A 14,053-nucleotide genomic window follows, 5' to 3' on the forward strand; every position below is an offset into this window, starting at 1 on the left:
GGTGCGGCCCGGCCGCGAGCACGACACCACCTGCGCCCGCCACCACGGGCTCGTCGATGCTCTGAACCGGCTCGCCGACCAACTGGGCACACTGAGACCCGTGCATCGTGAAACGTGCGGGTGAGGTGGGCTGGTGTGCGGGCGAGTTGCCGCGCTCGTGCTGGTCGGCGACAGGTGTCCATGGTGAAGATCGTCTGCCCGTTCGACTGAGGCGGTTCCCGGGTTCCGCTGCGCTCGTCGCGGGACCGCTCCTACGATCCGTGACCGGGGCGGTACGCGGTGAGATCGCGGGCGGGTGCAGGGCATGGGAGACCTGGAGCGGATCACCGCTCGCCGAAGCGAACTGGACACACTCGCCGAGGAGTTGGCCAAGCAGTCGCAGGAGGTCCAGGCCGAGCGGGAGGAACTGCTGGTCGCCGAGCGGGTCCTGAACCGGCTGGCCGAACAGGACCGGGACCAAGCGGAGATCGCCGTGGCTGCCTCCCCGTTGCCCGCCCGGGTGGCGGGCAGGGCGGTCCTGCTGATCCCGCACCGCGGCGAGGACCCGGACGAGACCACGCTGCCCGGCGATTACCGCAAGATCCTGGCGATCGTACGGGCAGCGGACGACCCGGTGCAGGTCAGGGCGGTGGGCGAGGAACTCGGCTTGGAGGTGGCGGTGCGCGGGAAGCTGGAACCGCTGCGGGCGAAGATGACCAAGCTCGCCGATCGTGGCTGGCTGCACAAGCGGCCCGACGGACGGTTCACCGTACGCCGGTAATCCGCACCGGGACAGGGCGTCGGGGCGTAACCGGCGGGCCCGCGACGGCAGTTGACGTGTTTTGTGAAGAACAACACCAGCCCCGTCGAGGGCCCTGACGGCCTTGTCTACACCGCCCGACTGCCGCTGTCGAGCGCCACCCTGAACTACCTCGCCACCTTGATACGCAGCCACTGCAAGAAGATCGGCTCGCGGTGGCGGGCCCTGCCAGCAGGGAAGATCGCCGGGATCGTGCTGGCGGTGCTGCGCTGTGACCAGCGGCCCGGCGACCTCGCCGGCGGGAACGCAGTGCACCGCACCACCGTCACCCGGTGGGTGCGCGAGGCCGTCGGGCTGCTCGCCGCCCGCGCCCCGCGCCTGGACCGCGCGCTGAAGAAGATCGCCCGAACGGGTGGCGGGGTGGTGCTGCTCGACGGCACGCTGATACGGACCCGGCGGCGCACCGGCACGGCGAACCGGAAGAACTACTCCGGCAAGCACAAATGCCATGGCCTGCTCGTGATCGCGCTCACCGACGACCGGGGCCGCCTGCTGTGGGTCTCGGCGGCCCGCCCTGGGCGCTCCTCGGAGATCACCGCCTGCCGCCACGGCCGGCTCACCGCGAAACTGCGGGCGGCCGGGCTCGGCGCCATCGCCGACCTGGGCTTCACCAGCCTCGACGACAGCGGCCCGGACGCCGACCCAGCGGTGATCACCGGCTACAAGGCCGCCCGCAACCGGCCCCTGACCCGAGGGCAGAAACTGTCCAACAATGCGCTGGCCGCCGTCCGGGCCCCGGTCGAGCACGGCTTCGCCCACCTGAAGAACTGGCGCGTGCTCGGCAAGGTCCGCACCGACCCGGCCTGGGCGACCGCCCTGGTCAGGGCCCTGCTGGTCCTCACGAACCACGAAGTCTCCCGCTGACCGCGAACAAGTCCAGGAACTGAACAGAGTCTGGCCGCCGCGCACGGAGAGATCCTCCGCCTGCAACGGCGGCTCAACGAGCGCGGCCTGCCCGACTGATCGTCGTCGAAACGGCCAGGTCACACCGGTGGCTGCGGATCGTATTGAATACCGCGGCGCACCTGACGCGCGCGTTCCGGAGATGACAGCCGGGCGACGAGGTGAAGAGCCATGTCGATGCCGGCCGAGACCCCCGCGGAGGTGACCATGTCACCGTCATCGACGAACCGCTCGTCGGCCCGCACGTCGATGGTCGGGTCGAGTTCCCTGAGCCGTTCCAACGCGCCCCAATGGGTGGTGGCCGGACGCCCGGTCAGCAGGCCGGCCGCGGCGAAGACCAGCGAGCCGGTGCACACGCTCGTCATGAGCGGAACCGACCGGCGCTGGCGGCGCACCCACTCCAGGTGCCGGCTGTCGTTGAGCTGAGGCCGGGTTCCCCGGCCGCCGGGATGCAGCAGGATGTCCAGCGGGGGCATGTCGTCCATCGAGTAATGCGATCCGATCGTGAGCCCCTTCGAGCAGGTCACGGGCTTGCCGTCGGCGGAGAAGCAGAACACCGCCCACTCGTCCTCGGGGAAGACCCGCGTCCAGTAGGACAGGACCTCCCAGGGGCCGACCGCGTCCAACTCCTCCACGTCGGGGAACAACAGGATCCCGATCTGCCGCACGTCTTCGTTGCTCATACAGCGATCCAAGCAGGCTCGATCTCGCGCAGCCACGAGGTTTCCGCCTGGCCCTCAATCCGCTCCCGCCCAGCACGTCACCGACGCGTCAGTAACGTTCCCACAGGGCATACGCCAGTCCGTTGAACTCCAACCCCAGATAACCTCAGGGACTTCTCCCGGGGGAAGTGCGCGGCCCGGATGCGGCGTTCGGCCAGCGGCGGTCGCGGTCCTCGCACTCGGCCATCAGTAGTTCGGCACCGATGATCTTCACTGAAGTCACCCGCCCACGACCAGCACGAGCATCCCGCGCCCCGCGCACACCAGACCCGTGACCTGCGACTTCACGATGCACACCACTCACTGACCCTGGTCGACCTCGCCTACGAGAACACCTGAGACGGCTTCCGTCACCCGGTCAAGAAGCCCGCAGCGGTGAACTCACCGAAGCCCAGCACACCTTCAACAGGGTCATCCGAGGCATCCACGGGATGTGCGAACGCGCGAACGCCCTGCTCAAGACCACCTTCAAGGCCCTGCGGCGGGTCAGCCTCGATCCCAGCCGCATCACCCAGATCGCCGCCGCAGCCCTCGTCCTGCTCCAGCTCGAATACGACCGCACCGTCTAAACGATCACACACAGGCATGATCGCTTACCGGGAAAGGCTCAATGACCCAGTCAAGCGCCGCTGCCCGCGTCCTGGAGCACTTGTTTGGAAGATCGCGTATGTGGATCCCGCCTGAGCTGGCAAAACGCTGACCTGCGCGTTCCTGGGCTGTGCACCATGGTTCCCCGCTGTTCACCGTCGGTCACCGCCCTATCAGGCACGTATGGGGCACGGTGGCTGGCTGCGTGTGGCTACGACGACAGAGTCGGCTTCCTGCGCCGGGCGAATCGACGGCAGGCTACCCAGAGGTTGATCAAGAACAGCACTGATCCGGCAATGGGCCAGCCCACTGACCCACCGTCGCGGTAGGTCTCGACACCGATCACCAGCAGTAGTGAACCGACCGCCACGCCCATCAGGTCGAGGAAGATGTCTGCCTGCCTCGCGATCTTCGAAAGGTTGACCACGGCTTGATCGTGACAGGTGAACGTGGTCGCCGCCAAGGCCGAGTGCTCTGCGGACAGCTGCACCTTGCCATGCAGTCGGCGGAGTCGCCATGACTGAGTCAAGCCATCGGTCGACGTGCTCGCCGCTCGATGCGAACTGCGGGCGCGACGGTCGCTGACCGTCGTTGCGCTGGTCGGAGAGCCAGGTAGGGCTACTGCTGGCCGTCTGCGGTCCCAGCGGGCGCTGTACCTCGCTGCTGTACAGGTCTAGCAAGTCTCATCCAGCAGCAACATCGAACGGCCATCGTCCGACTCAAACTCGTACGCGTTATACACAGGCTCGATCGGCCAATCTGGGCCCTTGATGATCCCTCCCGGACCTTCGTAGCGCGCCTCTGCACGCGTCCAGGTCTCGGTGCGCTGGTCAACGGGGACATCTCGGAACCTCGTACTTGCACCGTCCCCAATGACCATCAACGATGCTGAGGTGGCCAATCGCCGAGCCACCCGAACGTCCAGAGGACCACGCTTCAGCTGCCACCGAGTTCCGGCGTGCTCGTCGATCACACCAGTCTCGACGACGGACATCCACTGTTCGGGCGGATCAGCTGGTGCCATCGATGCGAGGAACTGCTGAAACGACTCGTTACGACGAGACTTGCGGGGCATGGTCCCAGTCTGAGTGCTCAGCCGATGGTGAGCCAACCTACCCAATCCCGGCTGCTCGTTCGCTGACCAGCGCATCATGCCCCGTCAGTTCTTCTGGAAGTGGTGTACGGCTAGGCCGACTTGGGACTCTGGGACTGCATGCAGCTTCGACCTGCAAAGATGCCGTGGCCACTTGTCGGCGTTTATCAGCGGTGGTCGGCCTCGGACGGCCCAGGGACGGCCCGGCCGTGGACGTTGCCGGAGCCGCATGTCTGCTCAACTGCCGTACCGTGGCTCGTCGTCCGCTGTGACCTAAAGGGCGAGGCAGGAAATCGCATGGGCCGCGCACACGGGGGCCTCTGGGCAGGATTCGGACCTGTGACACCCGCTTTAGGAGATCATCCGGGCCGTCCAATGAGCCCGGGTGAGGCTGCCCCCGCCTGCCCCGAATGGTGCGCGATTGGTGCTCCGGATACGGCAACGTGCGCCGGTGTTGCCGTCAAAAGGTGCCGTCAGGAAGCATCGCCTCCCGACACCGCGCCATGTCCCCGGCGCTGCGCTAGCGGAACAACGGCGCCGACGACAGCTGCAGCCACGACTCAAAGCCTTATGAACCGCCCTCTCACAACCCGGCCTCGGCGAACCGCTCGGCGTAATGCAGCAGGCCGCCTTCGGAAAGGACCGAATCCGGCTACCAGTACGGGCTGACGCTGGGGCGAAGACCGCACGTCACAGCGATCGTCGCCGCGAACGAATGTCGTCGGCGGATCCGAGCAGGAACATGCCGACCCCGACGCACGATCCGTTCAGGCGCGGCGAGATCGCCGCCGTGCCCGAAGCGGACCGCCTCACCTCCCCAGCCCTACACCTCGCCACCCGACCCGTCCGACCCGCCCCCGCCGCCGCCCTGCAGCGCAGCGAGCGTCAGCACCTGGTCGCCGATCCCCCAGCCGCCGTCGGCGACCTCCTCGACCAGCACCATGGTGGTGGCGCGGGCGCGTTCGCCGAAGATCTCCACGTAGAGCTCCGTTGTGCGGTGGATGATCTTCTCCTTCTGTTCGGGGGCGAGGGTGCCGGCGGGGACCTTGAAGTTTGCGAATGGCATGTCTGGTTCCGTTCTTGTCAGCGGCTGGCGTGCTGGGGGTGCAGGTCGGTGATTCCGATGCGGCCTGCGAAGCCGTGGGCGACGGTGAGCGCCGGGGCGGGCGTCGTCAGGTCCGCGCGGCGCAGGACCCGGGCGGGCCGCACCCGTCGTCAGGCGGCCAGTGCGGTGCGGCCTGCCACATACACCCGGGCGACCTCGGAGACGCGCTTGCCCAATTCCCTGGCGGTGGCGACGTCCGCCTTGTGTACGCCCTCCGTGCCCTGGTCATTGTTGCTTTGGGCACCGGCGCCCAGGAAGAAGCCCAGCCGGTTGAGGTCGTTCTCCGACGCCGTTGAGGAGTTCCAGCCGGGCAGCAGGCCCAGGGCAACCCAGTGCATGCCGTGCTGTGCGGCGAGGACCGTGAAGTTCTGGAGGACGTTGAGCTTGTCGCCGCTCTTCGAAGCCGAGTTGGTGAAGCCGGCCGCGATCTTGTCCTTCCACTGCTGGGTGATCATCCGCTTTGCGGTCTTCTCGGCGAAGGCCTGGAAGACGGCGGAGGCGGTACCCATGTAGGTGGGCGAGCCGAAGATGATCGCGTCCGAGCCGTCGAGGAGGCTCCACTGCTCGTCGGAGATCTGCTCAAGGTCGATCAGGTGAACAGTGGCGCCCTCGGCGGCCGCGCCGTCGCGGACGCCCTCGGCGATGACTGTCGTGTGGCCGAAGCCGGAGTGGTAGGCGATGGAGATGACAGGTGTGGTCACGATCACTTTCTCCTTAAACAGATACGTGTAGATGCGTGCTGCTCGGTGGGGTGCTGCCCCGGGTATGGGAGGCACCGGGGTGAGCCGACACCCGCAAGGAGAGCACGTTCTTTTAGAAAGCGCAAACCAGTAGTAAGTGCTAACTGCTGGTAGGCTTCGTGGATGCACAGTGACGGCACGACGCAGGAGCACACCGAGGCAGGTAGCGAGCGAGCCTTCGACGTCTTTGTTCGCGCGTGCCCATCGCGGCCGACGCTGGAGCACGTCACGGGCAAGTGGGGCGGCCTGACGCTCAGCGCGCTCAGCTCGGGCACGCTGCGCTTCAACGAAGTGCGACGGCGCGTCGATGGCATCAGCGAGAAGATGTTGTCGCAGACCCTGCGTGCCTTGGAGCGCGACGGCCTGGTGCATCGCTCGGCGCAGCCCGGGAACCCTCCGTGGGTGGACTACACACTCACCGAACTGGGCGAGGCGACCGCCGCACGCCTGCTAGACCTGATCGACCTGGTCCAACGCCAGATGCCCGAGGTGCTCGCCGCCCGGAATCGCTACGACACGACACAGGACGCACAAAACCACCGCCCATAGTCGCCGTCGGGCCCGACCCTACGACTCAGCCGCCCAGGGGACGCCGTGCCGGTGGATGTCGCCTGATGCGATGAAGGAAACAGGGCCTCCCGAGCGAGGTGTGGCATCTCACGTGACCTGCGGGTTTCCTGACTTTGGCCGTGTGCGCTTGCTATGCCCTGAGGTACCACGGTTCCCCGCGAGTCCCCGCCTGTTCTGGCACGCGAGTGGCACGCCCGATCTACTGGGGCTCTCGCCTGGCCCCTGGGATGCTGAGGGGTGTTTGAACGTCGGTGCTTACCTGGCCGCCCAAGGTCATTACGTTGAGGGTTGCAGAGTTCTCGTTGGCGATCGCGCTCTCTACCCGGGCGACCAAGGTCGTGAATGCTTCGCTCTCTGAGAGACCTGCGTAGGGCCCCACCTTGGTCTCGAAGTAGATCCGCTCATGCCCAAGGAGTTGTTCGGTCGACCTGTAGTTTTTCCACTGTTCGCGGTAGCGGTACACGCTCTCCAAGGAGACAGAGCCGACAACGATCAAGCTCAGCACTGTGGCAGTGACAGTTGAGAGCTCTCGATCGTCGTGGGCGGCATCACCGCCGTGCGGGGTGGACGCCGGATCGCCCTGACGGCGATCCGGCTGTCCCTGCCCTGCTTCGCAGGAGTCCGATTCCTCCCCGGCCCGAAGGCCGGGGCATCCTCGGAGGAACCCGGTGAACGCCAGAACTAACTTCCTTCGGGCGTGCCCGGTAGCGGGAGCGCGGCGCCGCCCACCCTCAACCCTCAAACGGTGGAAGAAGTGCAGGGCACGGTCGACGCCGGCCAGCAGGATGGCGACGACCTCGAGCCTCGTGTTCGGGGTCGGCTCTTCGGCGACGTCCGTTCGCCCCGGCCTGCTGTGCCGATGCGGTGCTCATGCTGGCGTGCCGTGGCGGACGCCCGGTTCGGATGTGTCCCCTGCGCCGGTGTGAATCCGAGCGCAGGCTTTGGGGCCCCGCGGCCTACTGACACGACAATTGTGACTTGTCGGATGTCGACCAGCGCGACGAGCTGATCGTCGATCAACGCTGTGACCTGCGATCCAGTCGTCGACGGTTGTCGGTGTTGTTTGCCCTTGTGCACCTTCGTGCGGCTCAGGGGCGGTCCAGGCAAGCTTGCGCGGTCCGGCGGGGTCGGTTGCCTTTTATGACGGCTTCGAGGCGGCGTAGGGCGGGTGCGCGAGCCTTTACGCGAGTATCGGAGAAACATCCGGAATACGATGGAAAAGGATCATTTGGGTAGTTGCTCGATGATTCTCAAGGAGCGGCAGATGGGCACCTTGGACGAACTCATTCGGAGAAGTGAACCGTCGGCTCTTTTGACCTTGGACGGCACCATCCGTTCCCTCAACGCCTCGATGGCCGTGATGCTGGGCGGGTCGGCGGAGCAGTGCGTAGGTCATGACTTCCTTGGCTTGCTGCCTGAAACCCAGCGGGCCGCGGCCGAGAGGCTGTTGGTGCACGGGGCCACGACGAAGACGGTCTCGATGCGTGTGCTGCAGTTCGCGGGGCCGGGTGGCGCGTCCGTGGTCAGCCTCGTCGAGGCCCGGCCGGTGGAGGATCTCGGGGGCGGCGATCGATTGGTGTGGGTGCACTCGGTGGACGCGGGCAACGACCTGGGCAGTCTGCTGATCCCGTTCCGGCTGGCGGCCGCAGCTGCGGATCTGGGCCTGTGGGGGTACTCATCCCAGGAGCAGGAGTTGGAATGGCTGGGTGGCGCACCCGCCCTGGCCGAGCTGTTCCCAAAGGCCACGGTCTCCTTGTCCAGTGTGGTTCGGCGAGTTCACTCAGATGACCGGGAGGCCTTGAGACGGATCATGCACTCGACCGCCGCTCAGTCCCCCTGGATCAGCTTTCGGTTCCTCGCCAAGCGGGGCGAGTGGCACCATCTGGCCTGCCAGACCCGTCGGATCCAGCTGGGCTATGGCGGCCCCGAGCAAGTCTTCGGGGTGATCCGCGACGACACCCGGCTCGAGGAGGACCGACAGGAAGTGCTGGCCACGCTGAGTACCGAGCGGCGGCGCGCCGATGAGATCGCTGCCTTCTCCTCCGCACTGATCACCGCCGCCACCGAGCAGGAACTGCAGCAGGTCGTCCTGACACGGGTTGCCGCGACCTTCGGCGGCACGGGCGCCATGCTCGCACTCTTCGACAGCGGGACGGGGCGCCTACGCGTCGCCTCCGATGCCAGGGTCGATCCGCGGCAGGCCGACGACATGAACGGACTGTTGCTGGATGAGCCGGGACCGCTGACCGAAGCGATCCGAACCGGCACGCCGCAGTTCATCCCGAATCAGGAGGAGAACCTACGCCGCTGGCCGGGGGTAGGCGGCGCTCCGTGGCTCGGCTCCTATGTGGCCACGTCGATCGCCCCCCTGAGCCCGGTCGGCGACCAGCCACTCGGTGCCTGGGGGGTGACCTACGACAGCGAGCACCATTCGTCCCCGAACGAGCGCGCTCTCATGAGTACTCTGGCCGATTTGGCGGGGCAGGCGCTCAAGCGCATCCGATTGCAGCAGGCCCGCGTCGAGCTGGCCACGGCGCTCCAGCGGAGCATGCTCCCTACACTGCCCGAGCACGTCCCGGGCCTGGAGGTCGCTGCCCGCTATGTGCCCAGCCAGGCCGGGCTGGACATCGGTGGAGACTGGTACGACGTCTTCCTCATGCCTGACGGTACGGTGGGTCTGGAGATCGGCGACGTCCAGGGGCACGATGTGGATGCCGCCGCTTTCATGGGGCAGGTGCGCTTGTCCATGCGTGTGATCGCCGCCCAGGAACTGGATCCGGGAACCCTACTGACGCGGATCAACGAGCTGCTCGTCGCGATGGCCCCTGTGCGATTCGCCAGCTGCACCATCCTGCATCTCGACCCGGAAGGCGGACGGGTCACGGGGACCAGCGCCGGCCATGTGCCGGTGCTGTGCGCGCGCAGGGACGGCAGTCACGACATCCGCGAGCTGCCGGGCGGTCCGGTCCTGGGGGTCGTGCCCGACACCGAGTACGGCGAGGAGACCTTCACGCTGGAGGAGGACGCTGCCCTGGTCATGCTCACCGATGGCGTGGTCGAAGGGCCGGGCCTGACGCTGGACGCGGGATTGGAGCGGGCCGGAACCCTGGCCGCCGAGGCCCTCCGCGACGGGCTGAACGCAGAGGGGACCGCTGACCGGATCCTCGATGCCGCGGTCGCGGTGGACCACCTCGACGACGTGGCCGTGCTGGTCATCAGGCGCACATGACGGCGCCTTTCCCTTCGTGCTGCGGGACCACGCAGGTCAGGACGAGGCTTCCATCGTGCGGTACGTGCGCTGGGCGTGGTCCTTGCTGCGATGGGAACCCCGCGGGTGTCGATAAATCGTCCGTCGGGGTCCGGCGCTTGATCGCCGATCTCCGGCCGCGCCTCCCTTCACCCTCCGACCTTCGGGGACACGGCGCTCATCGGCAACTCCTGGGTCAGGGGTCAGAGGTCGGGAACGGTTCAGCGATACCGGCACCCGGCGTTCGCGGAGCGCTGGTCGCACTCCAATGGCTGGGGACTATGCCCTCTTCTGCCGTAGATCGTGGCCGGCGCTGAGGGCCGTGGCGGCCAGGAGGCCCAGTGCCGTGCTCTCGGCCAGGGAGCCGGGGCTGACGGCGGTGCGGACGGCGGCGAGGAGGTTCTGGCCCGCGGCGAGGGTCAGTCCTGTCCCGATGTGCAGAAGGGCCGCGGACAGTCGGCGTGTGGTCGGCAGGGTGGCGGTTCGGGCGATGTGGGCGACGAGGACGCACAGGCGCAGTGCGACGAATCCCAGCGTGAGCCAGTAGGAGGTGACCGCGGCTGTGTCGGCGAAGCCGGTGAGGTGTTCGGCCGTGCCGCTCCATGCCGTCAGGCACAGGGCGACGACTGCGGCGGTCGGGGCGGCCAGGGTGCGGGCCGCCGCGGCGGTCAGGCTGCGGAGCGCTGCGCCGCTCAGCGGAGGAAGCGGTGCGGCGAGACCGATGCCGAGCAGGAGCGGGGCGAGCCACAGGCTGGTGGCGGGGTGGTGGATGTCGGCGGTGAGGGTGGCGGAGGGTTCGGCCGAGCGCAGGAGCAGCCCGGTGGCCGCGGTGAGCGTGAAGAGGGCGACGGTCAGCACGCGGCGGGTCTGTCCGCTGGACGTCTCGGGCCAGTCGCCGGGGTGGAGCCACAGCCGCGCGGCCCCCGCGAGGGCGTCGGGCCAGGAGCGGATTCCGGAGGCGGACACCTCGTGACGGATGTCCTCGCCCCATCGCTCGCGCACGGCCGGCGGGTAGAGCCGGGTCAGGAGCGTGGCCGCGTTCATGCCGGGGTGATCCCGAGCGCGCGCAGGCCGGCGGCGGAGATCCGGGCCATCTGCTGGAGTTCGGCGCGCAGTTGGTCGCGGCCCGCGTCGGTGATCTGCATGGTGCGGTGGCGTTCCTGGGCCTCGGCCGCCTCGTCCGCGGGCTGGATCAGCCCGCGCCCCTCCAGCCTGGACAGCGCGCCGTAGAGGCTGCCGGGGCCGAGTCTGCGGCCGGTGAGCTCTTCGATCGCGGTGTTGATGGCGTATCCGTGCAGCGGGCCGTCCGCGAGGACGGTGAGCACGAGCATCTGGGCGTCATTGCTGTGCATGAGCCTCCTTCCTCCGATCCACATACTACGAACCGCGATACTACTTGTCACGTAGTACGAGACGCGTACTATGACGGCCCATGGAACACGTGAAGGAGAACGGCCGGGCTTCCTCGGCCGTGGTCTGGGCGAGCCTCGGCGCGGCCGGTGTGTTCGAGGCGTTGACGGTGCTGGCGACCCAGGACAAGTCAGTCAGGGCCGCCAGCCCGTGGCAGGACGACCCGTACGACGTGATGGTGTCCCTGGCTCAGTTCACGGTGCCGATGCTCGCCCTGGTGATCGCGTCACGGCTGCTCGCGTGGCGGGCACCGGGCGGCGCGGACCGGGTGCAGCAGACGGTGCGTGCGGCGGGGGCGATGGTCACGCTGATCGGGCTCACGGTCGTATTCGAGTGGGTTGCGGTCGTCGCCAGGACGCCTGCTTCGTCCTCGGGGACATGGGCATCGGTGCTGATCGGCGGGCTGGTCGTCAACTCCGTACTCACCGTGGCGGTTGCGGTGTTGCTCGTGAGAGGCCACCGAGGGCACGACTCGGCCGGCCCATGGCGGCATGACTGGCTCGGCGACGCCGTCTTCCTCTGCCGACGGATTCCCGTGCTGCGGCGCAGGGTCGGCCCGGACGCGGCGGTCTGGGTGCGCCGTCGCGCGATGACGGTGTTCGTCACGTTGAGCACGCTGGCCGCGGCGGCCCTCACCAGTGCGCAGGCCATCGGCGAGGGCTGGACGGATCCGCTGCTCACCGCCTGGTTTCTGGTCGTCGCAGCGACCTCCAACCTCGCGTTCTGCGTGATCAGCAATGCGGTCGCCGGATTCATCGCCCGGCCGGCGCGCACCCGGCCCCGCCGTATCGCCGAGGCATCGGCCGTCGCCGGGTGCGTCGCTATCAGCGTGGCGACGGCGTTCCGTGACGCACTGTGGCCCGTGTTCGGGACGGGCACGCTGACGTCCGTACCGGCCCTGGCCGCCCTCACGCTCGGCGCCGGTCTGGTCACGTCCCTGGTCACAGCCGCTCTCCTGCTCGCTTGCTTCCCGTACGACTTCTCCGGCTCGCGCCACCGCTTCGGCGGGGCCGCCACCCACCTTCGACGACCAGACAAGCACCGGGGAAAGACGTGACGATGCAACCGTCCACACCGCACGACCGAGCAACTCCTGCGATCTGCGCCCGCGAGCTGTCCAAACGGTACGGCCGCAGGCAGGCCGTCAGCGAGCTCAGCCTCACCGTGCAAGCCGGCCAGATCTGCGCGCTGCTCGGCCCGAACGGGGCGGGCAAGACCTCCACGATGCGGATGCTGGTCGGCCTGTCGTCCCCGGACACCGGCAGCGCGCGCCTCCTGGGCGAGCCGGTCGGCCTGGGCGCGGACGTGCTGCGTCGCGTCGGCGTGCTCATCGACGGCCCGGCGTTCGTGCCGCACCTCACCGGCCGGGCCAACCTGCGGCTCCTGTGGTCGGCGACACGACGGGCATGGCCGCCCCCCGCTCTGGACGACGCCCTGGATCTCGCCGGGCTCGGCGAGGCGCTCGACCGCAAGGTCAAGGGCTATTCGATGGGGATGAAGCAGCGGCTGATGCTGGCCCAGGCCCTGATGCGGAAGCCCGACGTGCTGATCCTGGACGAGCCGGCCAACGGACTGGACCCCGGCGAGGTCCGGGCCCTGCGCGAGTACCTGGGAGAGCTGGCCCGACGAGGGGCCGCCGTGCTCGTCTCCAGCCACCAGCTCGCCGAGGTGCAGCAACTGGCCACCCACGTCGTCGTGATGAACCACGGCCGACTGATTGCCGCAGGACCGATGGACGAACTGCTCGGCGCCGCCGGCGCCTACCGCCTCTAGGTCGACGACACCGAGCAGGCTGCCGCCGTACTGCGCGCACTGCCCGGCGTCGCGACGGTTACGACACAGCGGGACGAGATCGTCGTCACCGCCCCCGGCGTGCACTCCCGCGACCTGGTACGCGCGCTGGTCACGGAGGGCATCGGCGTCACGTCCGTGCAGCAGGAGAGCAAGTTCCTGGAAGAAGCGTTCCTGACCATGACCGAAGGAGCTAGCGAGCATGCTGCGCGTTGAACTGACGACCCAACTCCTGCGGATCCGCACGCTCGTCGTACTGGCCTGCCTGGCCGCCGTCCCCGTGCTGTCCGGCTTTTCGTACGCATCCGAGGCGGGGCATCGCAACGGCCGTCAGACCGGCCTGTTCGGCGCTTCCCCCTACTCCGCGCTCAACCACGCCATGGCGAGCATGGCGTTCATCGAACCGCTGCTCCTGCCGATCATGGCGGCTTTGCCGGCCGCCGCGATCGCCTCGTCCGACCGAGAGTGGGGAACCCTGCGCTACCTGTATGTCGCGCCCGTAAGCCGAGCACGCCTGCTGGCGGCCAAGCTCGGAGCTCTGGCCGTTGTGACCGCGATCGCCACCCTGTGCGTGCTGACGGCCGGCCTGCTCGCCGGCGTTGCCATCTACGGCTGGCACCCGTTCCACATCATCGGCGCTCCGAATCTCACCGGCGGCGAGACGGCCACCCGGTCCTGTCGGCAACCGGCTACTGCCTGCTGTGCATGCTGAGCATCGCAACGATCGCGTTCATCCTGGGACTTCTCCTGCCCCGCGGAATCGAGGCCCTCGGCGCCGTCGTCGCCTTCGTGATCGCAGCCAGCATCCTCAACGGCTCGCACGCCCTGCACGCCGTGCAAATCGTCCTGCCCGTGCACTACTGGCAGGACTGGACCCACCTCTTCGACCCTTCAGGGACCGCCCACCTCGGCACCGGCATCGTGGCGCAGGTGGCCACGATCACCCTGGGCCACCTGCGCCGCCGTCCTCGTGCTCGTCCGACGGGACCCCGCGGCATGACACCCGCTCCGCCCCCGATGCTCGAGCTCCGCGACGAGCACGGCCATGCGACGGGCGACTACGTCTCGGCCACGACGATGTAGAA

General features: G+C 68.1%; 19 protein-coding genes and 1 pseudogene. 11 read left to right on the plus strand and 9 right to left on the minus strand.

Going from position 1 to position 14,053, the window contains the following annotated elements; translation table 11 throughout:
• The 3 genes and pseudogenes from ACIBJF_RS43210 to ACIBJF_RS43220 all read left to right on the plus strand — a co-directional run.
• A pseudogene (locus tag ACIBJF_RS43210) lies at nucleotides 1-85 on the plus strand (IS5/IS1182 family transposase); the annotation flags it as partial.
• 219 nt (nucleotides 86-304) lie between these two features.
• Nucleotides 305-760, plus strand: a complete 456-nt coding sequence (locus ACIBJF_RS43215; protein ID WP_399182578.1) for a hypothetical protein — start codon at nucleotides 305-307, stop codon at nucleotides 758-760.
• A gap of 63 nt (nucleotides 761-823) precedes the next feature.
• A complete protein-coding gene (locus ACIBJF_RS43220; RefSeq protein ID WP_399182580.1) occupies nucleotides 824-1,663 on the plus strand; it encodes a transposase family protein in 840 nt (279 codons plus the stop codon).
• 119 nt (nucleotides 1,664-1,782) lie between these two features.
• Here ACIBJF_RS43220 and ACIBJF_RS43225 read toward each other — a convergent pair whose 3' ends face one another.
• Entirely contained in the window at nucleotides 1,783-2,385 is a 603-nt protein-coding gene (locus ACIBJF_RS43225; RefSeq protein ID WP_399182581.1) for a DJ-1/PfpI family protein, read from the minus strand.
• Nucleotides 2,386-2,759: 374 nt separating this feature from the next.
• On the opposite strand from ACIBJF_RS43225, the gene ACIBJF_RS43230 reads away from it, so the two are divergent.
• Nucleotides 2,760-2,993 carry a transposase family protein gene (locus ACIBJF_RS43230; RefSeq protein ID WP_399182628.1) on the plus strand — a complete coding sequence of 78 codons (234 nt, stop codon included), beginning with the start codon at nucleotides 2,760-2,762 and terminating at the stop codon, nucleotides 2,991-2,993.
• A gap of 230 nt (nucleotides 2,994-3,223) precedes the next feature.
• Here ACIBJF_RS43230 and ACIBJF_RS43235 read toward each other — a convergent pair whose 3' ends face one another.
• The 5 genes from ACIBJF_RS43235 to ACIBJF_RS43255 all read right to left on the minus strand — a co-directional run bounded on the left by ACIBJF_RS43235 (nucleotide 3,224) and on the right by ACIBJF_RS43255 (nucleotide 5,911).
• Nucleotides 3,224-3,502 (minus strand): hypothetical protein, encoded by a 279-nt coding sequence (locus tag ACIBJF_RS43235; RefSeq protein WP_399182583.1) that lies wholly within the window; start codon nucleotides 3,500-3,502, stop codon nucleotides 3,224-3,226.
• A gap of 183 nt (nucleotides 3,503-3,685) precedes the next feature.
• Entirely contained in the window at nucleotides 3,686-4,087 is a 402-nt protein-coding gene (locus ACIBJF_RS43240; protein ID WP_399182585.1) for a hypothetical protein, read from the minus strand.
• 841 nt (nucleotides 4,088-4,928) lie between these two features.
• Nucleotides 4,929-5,171 carry a tautomerase family protein gene (locus ACIBJF_RS43245; protein ID WP_382726866.1) on the minus strand — a complete coding sequence of 81 codons (243 nt, stop codon included), beginning with the start codon at nucleotides 5,169-5,171 and terminating at the stop codon, nucleotides 4,929-4,931.
• Nucleotides 5,172-5,188: 17 nt separating this feature from the next.
• A complete protein-coding gene (locus tag ACIBJF_RS43250; RefSeq protein ID WP_399182587.1) occupies nucleotides 5,189-5,314 on the minus strand; it encodes a hypothetical protein in 126 nt (41 codons plus the stop codon).
• 6 nt (nucleotides 5,315-5,320) lie between these two features.
• Nucleotides 5,321-5,911 (minus strand): flavodoxin family protein, encoded by a 591-nt coding sequence (locus ACIBJF_RS43255; protein ID WP_399182589.1) that lies wholly within the window; start codon nucleotides 5,909-5,911, stop codon nucleotides 5,321-5,323.
• 162 nt (nucleotides 5,912-6,073) lie between these two features.
• Here ACIBJF_RS43255 and ACIBJF_RS43260 point away from each other — a divergent pair, with 162 nt between their 5' ends.
• Nucleotides 6,074-6,499, plus strand: a complete 426-nt coding sequence (locus ACIBJF_RS43260; RefSeq protein WP_382726858.1) for a winged helix-turn-helix transcriptional regulator — start codon at nucleotides 6,074-6,076, stop codon at nucleotides 6,497-6,499.
• A 220-nt stretch (nucleotides 6,500-6,719) separates the two neighbouring features.
• Here the strand turns inward: ACIBJF_RS43260 and ACIBJF_RS43265 are convergent, their stop codons facing one another.
• A complete protein-coding gene (locus ACIBJF_RS43265) occupies nucleotides 6,720-7,262 on the minus strand; it encodes a DUF4231 domain-containing protein (protein WP_399182592.1) in 543 nt (180 codons plus the stop codon).
• 471 nt (nucleotides 7,263-7,733) lie between these two features.
• On the opposite strand from ACIBJF_RS43265, the gene ACIBJF_RS43270 reads away from it, so the two are divergent.
• Nucleotides 7,734-9,749, plus strand: a complete 2,016-nt coding sequence (locus tag ACIBJF_RS43270) for a SpoIIE family protein phosphatase (RefSeq protein ID WP_399182594.1) — start codon at nucleotides 7,734-7,736, stop codon at nucleotides 9,747-9,749.
• A 297-nt stretch (nucleotides 9,750-10,046) separates the two neighbouring features.
• On the opposite strand, the gene ACIBJF_RS43275 is transcribed toward ACIBJF_RS43270, so the two are convergent.
• On the minus strand, nucleotides 10,047-10,811 hold the full coding sequence (locus ACIBJF_RS43275; protein ID WP_399182596.1) for a hypothetical protein: 765 nt from the start codon (nucleotides 10,809-10,811) through the stop codon (nucleotides 10,047-10,049).
• Nucleotides 10,808-11,119, minus strand: coding sequence for a PadR family transcriptional regulator (locus ACIBJF_RS43280; RefSeq protein WP_399182598.1), 312 nt, complete (start codon nucleotides 11,117-11,119; stop codon nucleotides 10,808-10,810). Before ACIBJF_RS43280 ends, ACIBJF_RS43275 begins: the two co-directional genes overlap by 4 nt.
• 80 nt (nucleotides 11,120-11,199) lie before the next feature.
• Between ACIBJF_RS43280 and ACIBJF_RS43285 the strand changes: the two genes are divergently transcribed.
• The 5 genes from ACIBJF_RS43285 (at nucleotide 11,200) to ACIBJF_RS43305 (ending at nucleotide 14,051) form a co-directional block, all read left to right on the plus strand.
• Nucleotides 11,200-12,234, plus strand: coding sequence for a hypothetical protein (locus ACIBJF_RS43285; RefSeq protein ID WP_399182600.1), 1,035 nt, complete (start codon nucleotides 11,200-11,202; stop codon nucleotides 12,232-12,234).
• Nucleotides 12,235-12,236: 2 nt separating this feature from the next.
• Complete coding sequence (locus ACIBJF_RS43290; RefSeq protein WP_399182630.1) at nucleotides 12,237-12,950, plus strand: ABC transporter ATP-binding protein; 714 nt, start codon at nucleotides 12,237-12,239, stop codon at nucleotides 12,948-12,950.
• Nucleotides 12,951-13,049: 99 nt separating this feature from the next.
• Complete coding sequence (locus tag ACIBJF_RS43295) at nucleotides 13,050-13,184, plus strand: hypothetical protein (protein ID WP_399182602.1); 135 nt, start codon at nucleotides 13,050-13,052, stop codon at nucleotides 13,182-13,184.
• On the plus strand, nucleotides 13,171-13,680 hold the full coding sequence (locus ACIBJF_RS43300) for an ABC transporter permease subunit (protein WP_399182603.1): 510 nt from the start codon (nucleotides 13,171-13,173) through the stop codon (nucleotides 13,678-13,680). The genes ACIBJF_RS43295 and ACIBJF_RS43300 overlap by 14 nt, the downstream gene beginning before the upstream one ends.
• Entirely contained in the window at nucleotides 13,674-14,051 is a 378-nt protein-coding gene (locus tag ACIBJF_RS43305; RefSeq protein ID WP_399182605.1) for a hypothetical protein, read from the plus strand. Before ACIBJF_RS43300 ends, ACIBJF_RS43305 begins: the two co-directional genes overlap by 7 nt.
• Nucleotides 14,052-14,053 lie beyond the last annotated feature (2 nt).

The organism is Streptomyces sp. NPDC050743, assembly GCF_044456925.1.
Classification (GTDB): domain Bacteria; phylum Actinomycetota; class Actinomycetes; order Streptomycetales; family Streptomycetaceae; genus Streptomyces.

Bases quoted from the DNA above. Each gene is read 5' to 3' on its own strand.
- ACIBJF_RS43215 (WP_399182578.1), top strand. From the start codon at position 305: ATGGGAGACCTGGAGCGGATCACCGCTCGCCGAAGCGAACTGGACACA.
- ACIBJF_RS43225 (WP_399182581.1), bottom strand. From the start codon at position 2,385: ATGAGCAACGAAGACGTGCGGCAGATCGGGATCCTGTTGTTCCCCGAC.
- ACIBJF_RS43240 (WP_399182585.1), bottom strand. From the start codon at position 4,087: ATGCCCCGCAAGTCTCGTCGTAACGAGTCGTTTCAGCAGTTCCTCGCA.
- ACIBJF_RS43245 (WP_382726866.1), bottom strand. From the start codon at position 5,171: ATGCCATTCGCAAACTTCAAGGTCCCCGCCGGCACCCTCGCCCCCGAA.
- ACIBJF_RS43260 (WP_382726858.1), top strand. From the start codon at position 6,074: ATGCACAGTGACGGCACGACGCAGGAGCACACCGAGGCAGGTAGCGAG.
- ACIBJF_RS43270 (WP_399182594.1), top strand. From the start codon at position 7,734: ATGGAAAAGGATCATTTGGGTAGTTGCTCGATGATTCTCAAGGAGCGG.
- ACIBJF_RS43275 (WP_399182596.1), bottom strand. From the start codon at position 10,811: ATGAACGCGGCCACGCTCCTGACCCGGCTCTACCCGCCGGCCGTGCGC.
- ACIBJF_RS43280 (WP_399182598.1), bottom strand. From the start codon at position 11,119: ATGCACAGCAATGACGCCCAGATGCTCGTGCTCACCGTCCTCGCGGAC.
- ACIBJF_RS43285 (WP_399182600.1), top strand. From the start codon at position 11,200: ATGGAACACGTGAAGGAGAACGGCCGGGCTTCCTCGGCCGTGGTCTGG.
- ACIBJF_RS43290 (WP_399182630.1), top strand. From the start codon at position 12,237: ATGCAACCGTCCACACCGCACGACCGAGCAACTCCTGCGATCTGCGCC.
- ACIBJF_RS43300 (WP_399182603.1), top strand. From the start codon at position 13,171: ATGCTGCGCGTTGAACTGACGACCCAACTCCTGCGGATCCGCACGCTC.
- ACIBJF_RS43305 (WP_399182605.1), top strand. From the start codon at position 13,674: ATGCTGAGCATCGCAACGATCGCGTTCATCCTGGGACTTCTCCTGCCC.